Here is a 19095-nt window from a genome sequence, read left to right on the forward strand (position 1 = left end):
TTATTTTCCTTTTTTCACAGCTGGTGTCCATTCAAACCAATTTAAATTAAACAAACTCCCTTCATCACTTTCTGAACATAAGTAAATTGTTTGAGCTCCTCTAACTCTATTTAGTGTTGTTGATATGGTTTTGTATTGATTCCATCCTCCTGTTGATGGTATTGGAATCGTTTTTAAAATAGCTCCTGTTGGACTATTCATTCTCACCACAATTTTATTTCCTTTTTTTGGTGCTGAAACATTTACACGAAAAGAAAATGATTCAGCACTTTTGCCGAATTCAATTTCAGTATAACCCAACCAAGATTTATTTGAAAGCTGAATTATACTTTCACTATTCTCATCAATTTTAATTTTTTCTACTTTTAAATCACCTGATATTGAACTAAAATCTTCGGATTCATAACGAATACTTTCAGTTGCATCAAAAACCACTTGTTTTCCTTTAGGATTGTACTTTTTCTGTTCTCTTCTTTTTCGTTTTGGATAAACTGGTTTGGTTATTTCCACATTTTTATCCAATGTATATACAATTGGTTCTATGGTTCCGTCTTTTCGAAATGTGATCTTATCATAACAAACTGATCTCTTATAACGATTACCATTATTCACATCTCCTCTATGATAAAAAAGATACCATTGGTCGTTAAATTCGATTACAGAAGTATGATTTGGAGATTCAGGAGAATTGGGAGCAAGTTCTCCTTTAAATGTCGCATAGTTTTTTGGTAAAGGACTATCTGCCATCCAATATTTAGTAATTGGTCCAACTCTAGCGCTGAAATAAAAAATTCCATTTCTTTTAAAAACGTGTACAGCTTCGTTTACAGTTTCTTTTGTTAAACGAACCCAAGGCCCATCTAATTCAACCATATTATCTTTTAATTTGGCACCCATAATATGTGAACCTTTTTCGCCAATATCTACCCAATGATCGTTACCAAAAATGTATGCTTGACCATCATCATCAACAATAACTGTTGGATCAAAAATTGTAGTCATCTCATTTGTAACTGCAGATTCCCAAGGGCCTGTTGGAGATTTGCTTTTGGCTACACCTACATGCGTAATATCACTAGGAAAATACCAATAATACCATCCGTTTTTATAAGCAGCATCTGGGGCATTCATATTAGATTGTGCATATTCAAAACCTTTGTCTAATTGAGGATCTAAAGAAACTCCGTGATTAATCCAATTTTTTAAGTCTGATGATTCTAAAATCACATAATCTTTCATACCCTCATAATTAATAGCATCTGGTTGATCATGTGAACAATAGAGATACACTTTCCCGTTAAAAACCTCTGCAGCTGGATCAGCTGTGTATAAGAAATTCGGATTGCCTTCTCTAAGAATCGGGTTTTGTTGTGCAAAACTAAATTGCCCAATTACGAAAAGAAGAAATGTTATTTTTTTAATCATTTTGATTATTAATTATTATGAAATTGAATATCTCCAAGACTGTGTTATTCTGTTAATGGAATTAACTCTAGCCCCTTAAACTTATACCTCTGTTTTGTTTTTTTATTAGTTTTTACCTTTGGATAAACTCTAATTTCATGTATTCCTTTGCTTAAGGTTACATTACCTTCTTGTTCCTTTTTTGTCAAACCTCCAATGGTTCCTTTAGCATTTAGTTCAATCGTTTTTTTAGGTGTGATTAAATTGTAGGTAAAATTATCATCACCTGTATCTTCACTTACGATTTTAAAAATTCCAGGTTGAGTTACCTTAACCGTCCAAATTAAACCTTGTTTGGTATTTTCGCCCCAGCGATGTGTTACTTTTTTATCGTAATCATAACTTATTCTTCTAATAGCAAATTCACATTTTGAAACTGGTAAATTTATCGTTCCATCCTTTTGCTGTTGAATAGTTTCGTCAATTATTTTGGCTTCTTTATCTTCTATTTCCAAAACAACAACAGTTACTCTTGGTTGTTTTAAGTGATTAGGAACTGTAACACTAATTTGTTCACCTTTTTGTTTAAAAGTTAAAGATTGTTTAGACGCATCTGCCAAAACATAAGCCTTATTTACTTTGGATAAAATGCCAGAAACTTCCACTTGATCTTCTTCTAAATCCTTAAAATGTAAATACACTTTTCCAGGTTTACTAGTGATTGCATAAGGTGGAAATTTTAATGGACTTGGATCTGCTCCGTAAATTGCTTCTCCATTTACTTTTAGCCAATCTCCAATAGCATTAATACTGTTTACTTGTGATTCTGGAATGGTTCCATCTGGTCTAGGTGCTACATTTAAAAGATAAACACCTCCATTACCAACGATTCTACATAAACTATAAATAAAATCTGAATAATCCTCAGAACGATCCAATTCTGCTCCACGTGATGTATAACCCCATCCATTTTTTGTAACAGATTCATGCGTTTGCCAAGGCACTTTTAAATCTGAAAGCCATGTTGCTTTGCTTACGCTTGGTGTTGTACCATTATCAATCGAAACATCAAAATGCCCATATCCATTTCCAAGTCGTGCATTTACTAATGCTCCTGGTTGATTTTTTTTCACAGCATCCATCATCATTTGACTTTGTTCATCTGTAATTTGAAAAGGTGTATCAAACCAAACCATAAAAATATCGCCATAATTGGTGGTTAACTCATTTATTTGTGCAACCGCTTTTTCTCTAAAATAGGTGTCAAATTCATCAGCTGGTTTTATAACACTGCCAAAATCCCAATCATTACCAGCACCACCTTTCTCATGCCAATCTTGATCTTGTGAATAATAAAAGCCCAACTTCATGTCTCTTTTTTTACATTCTTCTGCCAGTTCTTTTAAAATATCACGATTAAATCCTGAAAAGTCATATAAGTTATAAGGATGTTTTGATTTATACATAGCAAAGCCATCATGATGTTTTGCTGTAAGCACGATGAATTTCATTCCTGCATTTTCGGCAATATCTACCCATTCTTTCGCATTGAATTTTTCAGGTTTAAACTTTCCAGCAGCTTCTTTTTCATACGCTGTTACAGGTATAAAACTTCTTCTCATAATCCATTCTGCAGCACCTTCATTACCTTGCCATTCACCTTCAAGTTGCGCATATGGTCCGTAATGAACAAATAACCCGAATTTATCTTCATACAATTTCTTCATGTTCTCCCTAATTTCAGGAGTATAGTCAGACATTTTTGTTTTTCCAAAATCAACATCTCCTATTGTTTCTGTAACAAAATCAATTGAAGTTATATCATCTTTTTTATTGTTTTTACAGCCCATTATAATTAGGGTTAAAAAAATAATAGCTATTAACTTTTTCATAGTTTCTTTTTTTATATTTTTTCTATGTAAACATAGTATGCTGGGTAAACTTTCCCCGATTTATCTATCAATTGTGCTTCCATATCATATTTACCAGCAGGTATGTTTCCAGTAAATTTTACTTCTGATTGCCCTGTATTAATTCTTATCTCTTTGTTGATATTTGCCACATATAAATACGCTTTTTCAAAATCTGATTTTGTACTACCAGCCATTGTTTTTTGCAATTCAATTCTTTTTTCTTGCCCTGGAAAAGTTGCATTAATTGCCAATCCACTTTCTCTTGGAAATCTTCGTAAGTAAATGGCATATTTTCCATCTTCTACAAATTCTATTTTCCATCTACCTGAAGCTTGTACTGCTTTTGAAGCTCCATCTTGATGCCACGCTCCATTGTGTTTCCCTGTAAACATATCGTGCGCAGAAATTCTACTTGGATTTTCTTTTGGAGAACCCACTTTTATATAACCATATCTTTCATTTGGATTTTCTGACATGATGGATTGCCACCATTTTTCATATCCTTCTATCAAACGATTAGCAACTTCTAGATGTTCTTTAATGATGTTTTTTGTTTGCCCTTTATCAGCATTTATATTGTACAATTCTTTTCCATTTACCAAACGCCAATTGTTGTCCATTACTGAGTAAGTTTTATATTTTATCAGGTTTTGTAATCTTTGAGTATCTACATACAAAATACGATTTTCCCAATTTGATTTTTTATCATCAAGTAATGGTTTTAGACTTTTTCCATCTAAAGTTTTCATCGGGTTAAAATCAAAATCAAATAAATCTACAAAAGTGGGCAGCAAGTCGTAATGTGCTACTAATTCATCAATATCTTTTCCTCCAGTTACTTTTCCATTTGGCCATCTTACAAACAAAGGTACTCTGTGACCTCCTTCATAAACACTTCCTTTTCCTCCTCTTAAACCTGCATCAAATATTCTTTGTCCTCCAGCACTTCCATTATCAGTAGTAAAAATAACGACTGTGTTTTCTTTTAAATTTAGGGCTTCTAACTTTTGCTCTAACAATTTAAAATTGTCATCTACATTGGTTATCATTCCATAAAAACGCTTATACGTTTCTCCTACACCTTTTGCATTTTTATAAATATCTAAATACTCTTTAGGAAGATTCCATGGTTTATGAGGTGCATTTGTTGAAATGTAACAGAAAAAAGGATTGTCTTTATTTTCTTCGATGAAATCTAAAGCTTCAGAAAAAAACACATCTGTACAATACCCATTGTATTTTTGTAATTCTCCATTGTGCCAATAAGTATCATCAAAACCATCATTCCACCAAAAATCTGGACCTTGAGTTATTCCACCTCCTCCAATTCTTACTACTTCATGAAAGCCTCTATCTTCTGGACGATAAGGATAATTATCACCTAAATGCCATTTACCAAACATTCCATTTGTATACCCATTTTGTGCAAAAACTTGTGGAAGGAGTACCTCATCTTCAAATAAAATTGAGCGACCTGTAATGGTATGAAATGTATTTACTCTGTTAGTATGTCTACCAGACATTAATGCGCCTCTTGAAGGTGCACAAGTAGAAGAAACATGATAGTTTGTAAATCTTACAGATTCTTGATAAAACTTATCGATATTAGGTGTTTTTATATAGGGATTTCCCATACAAGATAAATCTCCTATTCCTTGATCATCTGTGATAACAATAATTACGTTGGGTTTTCCTTTTCTAACTGATTTTGTTTGAGCAATAGATGGGGTCAAAAAAACGAATTGTAATATCAAGCAAAACCAAAAACTGTTTTTCATTTTATTTCTTTTTTGAGAAAATTTGACTCTATATTGTTTTTCTTAATCTGATGTATGTTTTTAGAAATACCCATCATAAGATAAGCTAAACAAACTTACCAAGAAACAGCATCAACCTAAGGACTCTTATCGGTCTTTGTATTGCTGAATTCTTTCATTTATTAAAAAACCTTTGTAAATAGGCAGTTACACCCTGTATCTATAATATGGTAAAGAAAATATTTTAATGAAATTTATTACAATTATTAACTTCATTTTGAAGTCTTAAAACTAAAACCCTTTATGATTTTAACTTTCTTTTTCAGAATAAGAAACAATTAATTTACTAGAAAATTAAAAAATATTTATCGTAAAAACAATCACTTATCAATTGATTAAAAACACGAAAAATATCAATAGAAATTCTAACTCTTTTCGTTTTAATTGCATTGCCAATTTTTATCTTTAATGGATAAATTCCTGAAGAAATATTATGAACATTCAGTTTGATTTCTTGTGTAGAGTTGGGGTATTTTTCTTGAATTAGAGCTTTGTCTTCGATTGAATATAATTCGAGAATAGCATTTGAATTTAACTTGTTAGAAATTGACACATTCAACTCCTTTTTATTGATAGAATTATCTGACGCAACTCTTAAGACATCTAAAATTGAGTTTAAACTCAAACCAACTTTACGGAATCATCCAGAATCATCAGTAACTTTAAAAGCAACATTTTGATATTCAAAATTTGAAGTTATTGTACCAGAAATTACACCGTTTGAAGAAAGTGACAATCCAACTGAAAGTGTATTACCAAAAATAACTTCTTATTTATAATTACTAGTACTTCCCTGTGCCTTTAATTGATAATTAAATAGATTATTTACCACTATTTTAGGAATGGATTTTGTTACTATGGATAAATTGGAACATAATTAGCATCTGTTGATGAATTGACATCACCAAGACTATTAAAGTCAACATTTACATCTGAATAACCATCAGTTAATCATAAAAATCCTTTTAATTATTTTTCAATATATTCAATATCAACTTCTTAATCACTCATTTGATTTAACTGATCATACCATATTTTAAACCTTTAGAAATGAAAAATCCATTTTCAGAATCACCTTGAACAGCATGAATTAATAAAATATCTTTATTCTCTTCTTGCGAGAAAAATGAGATACTAAAAAACAGTAGAAAAATGAATTCATTCTTAAGGTTTTTTAGTATCTCATTTTTATTTTAAATGCTGTTACTAATTATTTACGCAAACCAGCTTTAGAAATATCTAAAGGAATAATTCCCATTTTTAAAGCAGGTGAATTTTCTTTCAATCTAAAATCTCCATTTTCAGGATCTACAAATAACGGATCTATTGCTTTACTATTTTTATCTACTCCGTTTTTTTGATTTTTTTCTAAAAGTAATTTCCCTAAACTTGCATCTACTGTTGAAAAATAAATGTTATAATCTGTATCTGCATCCATTACTCTTGCTAATGCTCTACCACGTCTATCTTCAGAACTCCCTGATTTTCCTGGTGGTAATTCATCAATAAATCTTGCCGTTTTAAATGTTGTATAAAAAATATTTCTTTTAATAGAAGCTCCTGTTAAAGGTCCCTCTCTTACTGAAAGGTAATATCCACGTGGAGGAGCAATAATATTTGCTACAATGTTATTTTCAACTTTATTATCTAACTTAGTAAGTATCCCTTGAGAAGTTGCATTATAAATCAAGTTTTCAGAAATTAATGTTCCTTTTTGTCCTCCATCAGTTCTAATAGCTGCCTGCATTATTGTTGTACCAACCATATCATGAATGTAGTTTTTACGGATAATATTACCTCTATCAGCTCCTCTAATATAGATAGCATTACCATCTCCTAAACGTAACATAGAATGATGAATTTCATTATACTCAACAATATTGTTACGAGTATGTAAATAAGGTCGTGCATCTTCATGAGTAATATTTGTTTGAGGAAGATTAAGTTCATTTTTTCTAAAAGTTCTTAATAATTCTCTTCCATTTCCTTTTTTCTCTAAAAAGTGAGTCATAACACCAGATAATATTAACCCAGTATAATCTGTATGATGTATCAAATTATTTGCTACACGATTTTCTCCACTTTGCCAAAGTAAAATTCCTGGTGAATGCCAATAAACTTCTCCTATATGATGAATGTTATTATTATAAACAGTATTATTTTTATTAACATCTTTTGTACCTGGCCCATAACCAGAAAGTAAAATTCCTGCACCACCCATGTGTTCTATATGATTGCTAGAAATTGTGTTTCCAATACCATGAAGATCTACACGAATAGCACCACTTCCACTATGTAAAAAATGATTGTTTTCTATAACACAGTTTTCTGTTCCTCTTAAACGAACTACAGCATTGTCTTTATCTATCATATCCCAATCATGCTGAAAACCTTTATCATCTTTAACTAACTGATATCTCTTTCCGTGTTTAAAGGTTAAGCCTTTAATATGAATATTTTTAACAGGTATATCTTTAGCTCCTGCATAATCAATTTTTCCTTCAATTCGGATAATTTCATTAAGTGTCGGTGCTATTACTGGCGAATCATTACGTTTCCATAAATACACTTTTTTTTCTTTGGTGTTTACCACCCATTCACCTTCTTCATCTAATTCTTCTATTACATTTTCTACCCAAGCATTTTCAGTATCCTTTAAAAAATGTAGTACATTCATTGCGTAAGTTGCATCTATGGATGTTGTAACTATTTGCTTTTTTTTATTGTATGATTCTACAGGAAGCATGTTTACAATCCAAGCATGATGTGGACGTACTCTTATTTCTGCATCTTCCATATTAGACCAATCTTTAAAAGCTTCATCAGGAAAATGTAGTCTGTTTTTACTATTCGTTTTAGCTTCTGTAATAAAACCCTTAGATTGAGATCTAGGTAGCATTCCATTATCATCATAAAGGGTTAAATAGCGATCTGAGGCATCTGCAACCCAAATTTTTCCTTCAGCTATTTTTGGTAGCCCAGGAATTTTTTCTGTTGCTTTTTTCCAACCAGTAATCTCTTCTCCTGCACTAAAAATTGGTGTTTCATTAGGATATGCTTGATAAGTAATCGTCTGATTCTTTTCTCCTGAATCTTTAAGATCAAATACAATGGTTTTATTTATTTGATAAACTCCACCTCTAATAAATACGGTAATATTTTCTAAGCTATTCTTTTTTAGTTTGCGTACTTCGTCTCTAGCTTTTTCTATGGTTGCAAAAGGGCCGTCTGTTTTTTGTTCATTCGGTTCTGATAAAGTTCCAGACCAATTATCAGACCCTTGGGTTGATACATAAAAATCTGCTTTTATACCAACAGTTTTTTGTGCACTTGCGCATGAAAACACAACTACTAAAAGGCATAAGATGGTTAAATGTTTTTTCATAATTTAATTGATTGAATAGACTATTAATCTGTCTTTTAACTCGTTTTATTTTATTTGTCTTACAAATAATGATTCATATTTTTCATATCCATTATATTTAACACCATCTGTTTTCCAATGGTTTAATTGTACATCATAAAGTGCTCTCATTTTTTTAAGCTGATTTTTATGATCGGATTGAGCTGCAAGATTCTTCATTTCATAAGGATCATTAACAATATCAAATAATTCTTCTGTAGGATAAATTCCTTTTTCTTCATCCTTGTAATACCAATACACATATTTATATTGATCATCCATAACCGTTAAACAATGTGTTGCTTTTGGCCCCCAAACTTGTACTATTGGTAGAGAATTTCTTACTTGTTCTTTTGGATTTTTTAGTACATTCTTAAGGCTTTTACCATCATAAATAGCTGGAATATCTACACCTGCATAATCTAGGATTGTTGCTGTAATATCTACATTTCCAGATAAAGAGGTTGTTCTTATTGCCTTGTTTTTTTGTTTTGGATCTACAATAATAAGCGGTGTTCTTGCTCCTTCTTCATAAGGAAGTACTTTAGAACCTAAACCATGTGATCCGTTGAAGTATCCATTATCTGAAGAAAAAATAATGATTGTATTTTCTTCTAAACCTTGTTTTTTTAATTCTTCTAAAACCATTCCTATAGAATAATCTACTCCATAAATAAGTTGATTATACTTACGTAAGGCTTCTTGATAGGTTTCATCTTTATCATACCCCCATTCTTCAAACCTTGGGTATTGTCTACCCATTTTAGATTGTTTTGCAAGGTGTTCTCCTGCTTTTCTACCATAATTAGGAAGTTTTCTAAAAGTGGTATTTTTATAAACCGAATCAAAAACTGGATCTGGCATAGCTGGTTTGTGAGGTGCTTTAAAATAAACACTCATACAAAAAGGTTTATCTTCTTCAACAGATTTTCGTATAAAATCAATGCTGGCAGCTCCATAAGCTCGTGTACTGTGTGGATATTCTTCTGCATACTTAGCTAAAGATTTATTTTCAATAGTTTTATATGATGTTTGATGTGGGCTACCTGCCCAAAAATCAAAATCTTTTTTAGCAACTTCTCCTTCTTTTTTCCAACCTCCATTGGTATCAGAAACTGAAAAACCAAACTTACCCGCAAAACCAACTCTATAACCTGCATCTCTAAGTAATACAGGATAAGACGTAGACCATTGTTTTGTTTTTAAAGAACCATGGTCAAAATTACAACCTGTTTTATACTCAAACTGACCAGTCATTACATTTGCTCTACTAGCCATACAAATTGCTGTAGTATTATAGTGTCTTTTAAAAATAACTCCATTATTTGCTAAAACATCTATGTTAGGTGTTTTTACATCTGGATTCCCAAAATCTTTTTGCGTATCGTAAGATTGATCATCTGTAAAAAAGAAAATGATATTCGGTTTTTTTTCTTTTTTACTTTGAGAGTTACAAGATTGTAGACTTAAAAAAGTAAGTGACAACACTAGATATAAAATATTCTTATACTTCATTTTATTTCTTTTTTTTTGATTCGTATGTTTTAAATTGAATTGTAATAATCTCTGTTGAAGGACATTCAATAGGTGTTATGTTTATAGAAGTTGCAATTTTTTTCGCAACTTCAATACCTTGTAATCGAGAACCTTCTGCTTTATAATGTACATCTCCTTCTTTAACACCATGTTTCTTTAAAACAGGTACTGAAAATGTAAACAAATCATTTACAATAACTTCTGGATATTGTTTTATTACATTTAAAGCTACCTTATTGTATTTAACAGAATCTCCAGAAAACCTGCCATCTGCGCCCTCTGGAACAGGTGTAGTGGTCGCAAAGATTAACTTCGCTTTTGGATAATTAGTTTTAAGATAATTAATAATCTTATGTAAATTCTCTTCATATAGTTTTAAAGTAGAAACTTGGACTCCATTTTTCTTATCCAATTTTTTATTTGCTAAATATTTTAAATCGTGTAGCCCAACATTAAAATGAATTGCATCCCATTCAAAGTCCCATCCCTCTTTTAAGTAAGGCTGAAACATTCTTTTTCTCAACTCTTCCATTCTAGAAATAAACTCATTACTAGATTGCCCATTGGTATGCAAACGATATACACATGCCTTATCTTTTAAAGACGCTCTAACATATTCAGTATATCCAATAGATACAGAATCTCCATAAATAAAGACTTTTGGTAAACTAGGTACAGGTTCTATATATCTGAATTGATAACGTGTTCTAGCAAACTTATGTAGCTTTTCCCAAGCATTTTGACAGGTATTATTTACACCCTGACTTAGAAGCTTAGTGGGCGCAAATGATGCCAAACCAAATAATCCCATTAATTTGATGGCTTTTCTTCTTTTCATATTTTTTTCTAGTTTTAACTTCATACTTAGTGTTCAGTTTTATTACTATAGAAAAAAGCAACACTCTCAGCATAAATATCTCTAAGGGTGTTACTTTTTGCTTTATCAATAATTAATAACATTAAAAATCAAAACATCCTAATTTAGGTAATTGATCTTCTGTTAATGCTGAATTAAGATCAAAATCTGTGCAATCACTAACAAGACTCGTATCCCAGCTAGATAAATCTTGGCTGAAATTTGTAGCACCACTAAACATAGTAGCCATACTTGAAGCAGAAGAAACATCCCAACCTGAAATATCTTGATTAAATGATGTTGCTTGAAGAAAACATGAGACAAAACCAGTAACATTAGAAACATCCCAACCAGTTATATCACCATTAAAAGCACTTGCCTGTCTAAACATTTGCCCAAAAGCAGTAGCATTAGAAACATCCCAATTGCTTATATCACCATTAAAACCAGATGATCTCCTAAACATTTGTCCAAAATCAGTAACATTAGAAACATCCCAGTTATTTAGGTCTTGATTAAAAGCACCGCTATTAAAAAACATTCGATACATAGTGGTCACTGAAGAAACATCCCAAGTACTAATATCTCCATTAAAAGCAAAACAATTTCTAAAAGTTGAATGGAAAGATGTAACTTGAGAAACATTCCAACCAGTTAAATCACCATTAAAAAGACGTGCGTTAAAAAACATTAATTGCATATTGGTTGTACTTCCTATTAAAGGATTATCTGTTGCTGTAAACTCCACTAAATTATCACACCATTGAAACACGCCTGGTTGACTTCCAAAATACATATAACCCCATTTTTGTACATCAACTAAATTAGATGAACTAACTCCATTTTTACCAAAATTAAACCCTTTAATCAAACCTTTGATGGTAATGGTTTTTAAACCAGCGTCAGCGAAAGTATGCATTGCATCTGGATCATCAAAAGAGGTTACCGCTACATCATCTGCTGGATCACCAGTATTCTCCCAATTTATAGTAAAATTATATTCCGAATCATCTCCTGCATATAAAGGTAGCACAATGGTACCTCCTGCTTCAACGTTCCAAACAGTTATAAATTCAGAATTCGTAGTATCTACAATAATATCAATAAAAAAAGTACCTTCTTTAAATTTATCTTCAAGATATGCCACATAATTTACAGTAATACGATCATATCTAGTAGGATCAAAAGCATTGATATCATTTATTGTAATAACACCTGTACTACTTATCTCAACAGCATTGTCTACAGATTGGTCTATAAGTTCAAAAGTAAAACCATCTAGACTTGCTTCTTCTATTGTTGGGTCTACTAAGGTTTCTTCTGCAAGTAAATCAAAAACTCCTTCTTCTAGTGTATTGGTCGCAATTCTTCTTACAACGCCTATATGATCTCCTTGTGTAGCTGTACCTGTTTGTGAGTAAGTAGCATCACTATCAAGAATAATTAAATTGGCTTTAGGTATTTCTAGCTCGCAAGCCGTTATTATGAATAAGCAAAAAAACGGAAGTATTATTTTTTTAAGCATTTCTTTATGTTTTTAATTAGTAAATAAATTTCTATTTAATTGTTTTACAACCTAAATGTAAGACCAAGTGAATATACAGGTTGTACTGCAAAAACTGACGTTAAGTTCTTTGGGTCGTTAGCTATATATCTTTTAGTATTTGTACCAGTTAAATTGGTAATACTTGTATTTAAGTTTACATTTTTAGTTATATTATACTGAGCACTTAATCCTAATATCAAGTTTCCTATCGTATAATGAGACTGATCTTGACCAATATAACCAAGACCTGCAAGACGGCTTAAATAATTACTTCTGTAAGATCCTGTAGCTCTAAAAGTTAAACCATATTTTTGGTAGTATAAAATTGCTTTTCCACTATATTTTGATGTTCCAGGCAAGCCTAATGCTACATCTTCTCCTGTTGCTGATATAAATTCACTTTCTGTATACGTAAAGTTAGCAGAAAAACCAAAACCACTGGCAAAACCTGGTAAAAAAGTAAAATGTTGATTTAACCCAGCTTCAAAACCGTATACCTGCGCATTGGATGCATTATTTACAGGTTGCCTAATATCAAACAAACTATCTTCTAATCCTTCAGGTAATGAAATACCAATTTTTTCTATACCTGGAAATGGTTGCTGATATTGCCATATTACACCCGCATAATTTCTAAGGTCCCTATAAAATCCACCTACTGTAAAAATACCTCCATTTTTAGTATAATAACTTAAAGCAGTATTAAAAGACCAAGCTGTTCTAGGAACTAAATTAGCGTTTCCAGATCTAATTGTGTTAAAATACTCATTAGGTGCATAGCTTTCTGAATCTGGGTTTAATACTTCTGATTCTGGATCTATAAATCTAATTGTATTGTTAGGAAGTAAATTTCTAACTCTAGGTCTTGTCAATCTTTTACTTGCAGTTAATCTAAGTTTTACCTTTTTAGTTAGATCTATTGTTCCATTAAAACTTGGCAAGAAATTTAGGGTAGTATTATCTGTTACAAGGTATTGAGAAAAACCAGTATCTGCAGTTTCTGTATCATCTATAGGATCATAATATACAATCGTTGAAAACCCTGAAGATGCATTATTATATTTAACAAGAGATGATGAAAATCTGAAAACTGCTTTACGACCAAAAACTTTAGTAGTCCATCTTAAATCTAAATATGCCTTAAGGTTCGCTTCTAAAACTTGATAAGATCTATTTGCATTAAATCCAACGTTATCCTCTTCTCCTGGAATTTCTGAAAGCGATTTGTCAAAATTAAAAATTTCACCTCCATCATAAGAAGCAAATTCAGGACCTGCATTCCAAAGCGCTAAACCTGAACTAGCTAGCCAGTTATCTAAACCAGTACCTCCTTCTAAGAAAATGCCATCTGTTCTAGTACCTTGAGAAGTAAAATCTTTATATGCAATTAACTGCGCTGCACTAAGCCCAACGCTACCATCTTCTTTTACAAAAGTATTTGAGTTTATCCCAAATCGTCTAGATTCATTATCGCTATAATCATAACTTAAACCTCCAGATACTCTAAAGTTTTTATTCATTCTATAATCCGCATCTATCTTAGCCTGAAATTTATACCCTATATTTTTTGTAACATTATTTCCTATGTTTGGAGCAGCGGTAGCTAAGACCTCACTATTGTATATATTAGGAAATCCGTAAGAAAAATCTCCTTCTCTTATATCTAAAGATAAACCTTGACGATTAAACTCCTCGAAATCCTGGTTATATACTATAGTTCCACTATTTACTGTCTGACCAACAAAATTAATACTAGAATAAGAGATATCTCCAACTAAGTTTAATTTCTTATTTGCTTTGTATCTAATGTTTAAACCACCTAAGCCACTTTTAGTATTATTCTTAACCTGCGTATTTCTACTTCTTATAGTATAACCAGCATCTGGCGCACCCTCTAGGTCGAAATATGTTAAATGCGATCCATTAAAATCAAGGGCATCTGGCGCCCATAATACGTGGTTAGTAATACCTGTATTATTATTAGTAGTAGTAAAAAGATTAGTGTAAGTCGTTTGCAAAACATCTCTTTGAGAATCAGCTATAAGACCAGTAAATGTATAATCCAGCATAATGTCTAACTTCTTATTCGGTTTGTATTGAATTCCTAAGGAAGTTGCTGTTCTTGTATTTATTCTTTTATTAATACTATTACTATTATTACCAGGCCCATAATGTGTACTATCTATAGCAGCATAATAAGTATCAATCCCTTCATCATACACGCCATTTTCATTGGTATCTATTGTATAACCTCTAGGCAAGTGACCTCCTAGACCAACTGAATTTTGAACCGTTATATCTTTTGATTTTAAAAAAGTGGCAAATACCCCAAGTTTTTCAGTAATTTTACCTCCAAATGCAAATGAAGCTCTACTTCCCAATTCTGGTTTATTGCTATTGGCTGTAGTCCTAGAAGATACCACACCAAAATATTTTGTATCTCCTTTATAACGCATATTTAAAGGTCTTATAGTACTAAAGTTTACATTACCTCCAATACCACCATTACTACCTGCTCCACCAGTTTTATTGATAGAAGCACCACTAATAATTTCTGTTGGTATAACATCTAAATTAAACTGTCTTAAATCACTATATCCATCAGTTCCTGCTGAAAGTGGAGACCTCCCATTAATGGTTACCTCTACAAATTCTGGTCCTAAACCCTGGACAGAAATTCTATCTCCAGTAGTTCCATCTATATTTCTTTCTATTTGAACACCAGCAACTCTCTCTAATGCATCTGCAGTATTATTATCTGAAAAGGCACCAATATCTTCTGAGGTAATAGATTCTATGATATCATCCGAGTCTCTTTTATCTTTAATAGATTTTAATTGAGCAGCTCTTAACCCTACTGTAACAGTAATTGCATCTAATTGGTTTGTACTTGGTTCCATTAGGACATTTAAAACTTCTTTATCTACAATTATAATTTTTGTTTTATAACCTATATAACTAAATTCTAACTGATTGCCAGTTCCTTTTAATTTTAAAGAAAATTCACCATCATAATCTGAAACAGTTCCATTCTTAGTTCCTTTTTCTATAATGCTAACTCCAAAAAGTGCTAATCCTTCTTTATCAACAACTTTACCTTTTACGGTTTTTTGTTGTGTAAATGCAAAAAAAGAAACCATTAGCAGGCATGTGGTAATAATATTTCTCATAATTTAGTTTTAGTTAATTGTTTAGTATATAAAATATTTAATCTCAATGTTTTATTTGTAAGATTGAATAGTTTTTCAAAAATAGCACGGATGTGTATTTTATCATTGCTGAATTAGACCATTCAGTTGCTTAAATCTACTTTTTAATAAAAAATAACGGCTGATTTTATTAAATTGATAAAATCATGGAGGCTTTAAAAAATATTTGATAGATTATCTTTGCCACATAAGACCTTAAATACTTCTCAAAAATTTCTAAGATTTGGATTCGGATCTTTAACTATTTTTAATAAAAGATGAAAGGTAATTATACCAATACACAACCATTAAATTTACTTAAAATGGCGCAAGAACTCTTGCATACATCACAGCTCTCTTTTACAACTTGACTCAAAAGCCTAGTTGAAAAAAATGAAATAACTCCCAATGAAAGCATCATTTTATAGAATTTCTTCTAAGTATTCCAGTTTTTATTGCTCGAAAATAAAATATTAATATTCAATTTTTAAAGCATACCCATTCGGATTCAATTCTTCCTGGTTTAATTCTATCTCTAAACCATCATTGGTTTGTTTCCAAGACACTTCTGAATCATCACCTAATAAGGTTACACTTTTTATTGCTGCTAAGTTTTCTTGAGTTAAGCTTTCAATAATCACCTTTTCGTTTTCTTGTGGATATGCAAGTGCTATCGCATACACCGTATTTTCTTTTTGAGTAAACCAAAAATCTTGTGGAGTAAACTCAAATTTTAAATCTGCTTTTTCTGCTCTATCATGCGTACCATTCATTTCAATATTAGTAGGTCCTTCTTTAGTAACTTTCCATTTTCTTGTATTGTAAATAGCCTCACCATTAACTGCTAAAAACTTTCCTACTTCTAATAAATTATTGACAGATTCTATTGGAACTTCACCTGATGCTTTTGGTCCAATATTCAACATATAATTACCACCTTTACTTACTATTTCTGTTAACCAAAACAATAACTCTTTAACAGATTTCCAATCCTTATCATAAGATTTATATCCCCATGAATTATTAGTTGTACCAACAGTTTGCCAAGGTTTTGTAATTGCTAAATGGTCCGTAGGAATTTTATTATCTCCTGGAATATCAAAATCTCCTAAATCGTTACCCACTCTAGAATTTACTAACATATTAGGTTGTAAATCATACGCTATTTTGTAAAACTCATGACTTTGTTCTGGAGTAACATAATGTGGATAATCATACCACAAACTAGTCATGTCAGGAAATTTTGTAAGAATTTCTTTAACTTGAGGATATGCTTTATCCTCTAAATATTCTGAAAATGTATTCGGACTTGGATCCCAAGTATTTACACCTGCTTTACGTTTTACTCTGGCATGTATTTCTCCTCCAGATGCTATATATTCAGATAACCCGCAATCATTTGCATCCATCCAATCTATATTATGAGAATAATACAATCCAAAATCTACACCATATTTTTTACAAGCATCATACAATTCTTGTACAATATCTTTTGGATAAGGGCTTGCATCAGTAATATCATATTCACTTACTTTAGAGTCATACATTGCAAAACCATCATGATGTTTAGACGTTATCACCAAATATTTCATTCCTGCATCTTTTGCTAATTTTGCAATAGCATCCGCATCAAATTTTTCTGGATTAAACTGAGGTGCTAAGGCTGCATATTCTGCTCTTGGTATTTGTGCGCCAAATTGAATCCATTCTGCTACTCTAGGTCCTTTTAGTTCCTCCATTTTTTTGCCTTTCCAAATACCTCCAGGAATTGAATATAAACCCCAATGTATGAACATACCGTATTTAGCATCATTAAAAGCTTCTTTAGATTTTTCTTTTGACGAACTCATTTGTTCATAAGTAAGTTCAGGCTCTTTTTTACAAGCTATACTTATTACAAAAAATGATAATAAAAATATTTTAGCAGTATGTTTCATATTGATTAAAAATTAAACTTTAAGGTTTTTAATTTTATGTTGATTTAATTATTCTTTTTCTTTTTTTTGTTCACTTTAGTCTTTGCTTTATTTCTTACTATAGATAAAGCACTTGCTCTAGGTTCAGTTGGTAAAGTCGCTTTCCAATCTTTTACCATTTTTAAAAGTTTTGATGTTATTTCTGGGTTGGATTTTGCTAAATCTTTTTCTTCTTTCCAATCTTCTTTTATGTTGAACAACTCATATTTATCACCTGTAACATCTACAACTAATTTGTAATCCCCATATCTTACACCTAATGTTGGCCATGTATAATCTTTACTTGTACCACCTTTCCATTCCCAAAAAATTGGTTTACTTCTTTCTAAACCTTTTCCTTTAAAAGCAGACATCATACTTTCTCCATCTGGTTTATAGTCTTTTGGCATTGTAATATTAGCAGCTTCAAAAAAAGTTGGTAATAAGTCTACAGCTGTTACTACAGAATTTTTATCTTCTACACCACTAGAAATAACTTTTGGCCATTTAGCCACAAATGGTACACGAATTCCACCGGCAAACAATGATCTTTTTTGACCTTTTAATCCTCCTGTTTCACCTACAGAATAATATTTACCAAGCCCCGCTACTCCATTCTCTTCATTACCTTTATGCAGTTTTTCTTTTTCTGAACCTTCCCATTCTGGACCATTATCTGTAGAAAAAACTACTAACGTGTTTTCATCTAAGTTTAATTCTTTTAGCAATTTTGTAATTCTACCAACTGCTTCATCTCCTTCTGCTATTATTGAAGCATATACTTGTTTTTGCTCATCTAGTTTACCAAACTTATCCATAAAACGTTTTTGAGGATAATGAGCTGTATGTGCTTCATGTAACCATAGATTTATAAAAAATGGCTTGTTTTTATTTTTTTTGATGAAGTCTTCTGCATAATCTACACCTACAGATCCAGATTTAGGAATACTTATAGTTCCTGAACCGTTAAACGTTGCATATTCATCATAACCATAATCGCTTTCTTTAGGGCCATCTTTTGCTTTCCAACCCAAATGCCATTTCCCAAAATGCCCAGTTACGTAACCTGCTTTTTGAAATTCTCTTGGTAGTGACATATCATTTGGATCCATCCAATCTGGCATTCCTCTTTTTTGATGTGCTTTCCAACCTTGAAAGTGTTGATGAATAGATTGTCTTGCAGGAAATTGCCCTGTCATAACCGCAACTCTACTTGGTGAACAAACAGGGCTGTTAACTGTAAAATTAGCAAAGTCCATACCTTCACTTATCATTTTATCTATATGTGGAGTTTCTACCCAAGTACTACCATGTGCACTTATATCTCCATACCCCCAATCATCAGCAAAAATGAAAATGATATTTGGTTTTTGTGCTTTGGTTTGTGCTTTTGTAAATCCTGTACAAGATGTAATCAAGTATAGAAAACATAATATTGCTGTTCTATTTGCCATTATTAAAAATTTAATTTTCATAT

Annotated in this window: 11 protein-coding genes; all 11 read right to left on the reverse strand. The window is 31.5% G+C overall.

Annotation, left to right across the window (positions count from 1 at the left end; translation table 11 throughout):
• Entirely contained in the window at positions 1-1425 is a 1425-nt protein-coding gene (locus ACJJVY_RS00280; protein ID WP_405603962.1) for a family 43 glycosylhydrolase, read from the reverse strand.
• Between the two features lie 44 nt (positions 1426-1469).
• Positions 1470-3296: an alpha-L-fucosidase gene (locus tag ACJJVY_RS00285; protein WP_405603964.1), complete on the reverse strand. Its 1827-nt coding sequence runs from the start codon at positions 3294-3296 to the stop codon at positions 1470-1472.
• A gap of 11 nt (positions 3297-3307) precedes the next feature.
• A complete protein-coding gene (locus ACJJVY_RS00290) occupies positions 3308-5050 on the reverse strand; it encodes an arylsulfatase (protein ID WP_405603966.1) in 1743 nt (580 codons plus the stop codon).
• A 370-nt stretch (positions 5051-5420) separates the two neighbouring features.
• On the reverse strand, positions 5421-5759 hold the full coding sequence (locus tag ACJJVY_RS00295; RefSeq protein ID WP_405603968.1) for a T9SS type A sorting domain-containing protein: 339 nt from the start codon (positions 5757-5759) through the stop codon (positions 5421-5423).
• Positions 5760-6344: 585 nt separating this feature from the next.
• Positions 6345-8519, reverse strand: a complete 2175-nt coding sequence (locus tag ACJJVY_RS00300) for a right-handed parallel beta-helix repeat-containing protein (RefSeq protein ID WP_405603970.1) — start codon at positions 8517-8519, stop codon at positions 6345-6347.
• A gap of 45 nt (positions 8520-8564) precedes the next feature.
• Positions 8565-10052 carry a sulfatase gene (locus tag ACJJVY_RS00305; protein WP_405603972.1) on the reverse strand — a complete coding sequence of 496 codons (1488 nt, stop codon included), beginning with the start codon at positions 10050-10052 and terminating at the stop codon, positions 8565-8567.
• 1 nt (position 10053) lies between these two features.
• The gene (locus ACJJVY_RS00310; protein ID WP_405603974.1) at positions 10054-10911 is read right to left on the reverse strand and encodes a hypothetical protein; all 858 of its coding nucleotides are present in this window, start codon (positions 10909-10911) and stop codon (positions 10054-10056) included.
• A 121-nt stretch (positions 10912-11032) separates the two neighbouring features.
• The gene (locus ACJJVY_RS00315; RefSeq protein WP_405603976.1) at positions 11033-12454 is read right to left on the reverse strand and encodes a BspA family leucine-rich repeat surface protein; all 1422 of its coding nucleotides are present in this window, start codon (positions 12452-12454) and stop codon (positions 11033-11035) included.
• Between the two features lie 44 nt (positions 12455-12498).
• The gene (locus ACJJVY_RS00320) at positions 12499-15645 is read right to left on the reverse strand and encodes a TonB-dependent receptor (RefSeq protein WP_405603978.1); all 3147 of its coding nucleotides are present in this window, start codon (positions 15643-15645) and stop codon (positions 12499-12501) included.
• Positions 15646-16136: 491 nt separating this feature from the next.
• Positions 16137-17600: an alpha-L-fucosidase gene (locus tag ACJJVY_RS00325; RefSeq protein WP_405603980.1), complete on the reverse strand. Its 1464-nt coding sequence runs from the start codon at positions 17598-17600 to the stop codon at positions 16137-16139.
• A 44-nt stretch (positions 17601-17644) separates the two neighbouring features.
• On the reverse strand, positions 17645-19093 hold the full coding sequence (locus ACJJVY_RS00330) for a sulfatase-like hydrolase/transferase (protein ID WP_405603982.1): 1449 nt from the start codon (positions 19091-19093) through the stop codon (positions 17645-17647).
• Positions 19094-19095: the final 2 nt, after the last annotated feature.

It is taken from the genome of Polaribacter sp. Asnod1-A03, assembly GCF_045063585.1.
GTDB lineage: Bacteria > Bacteroidota > Bacteroidia > Flavobacteriales > Flavobacteriaceae > Polaribacter.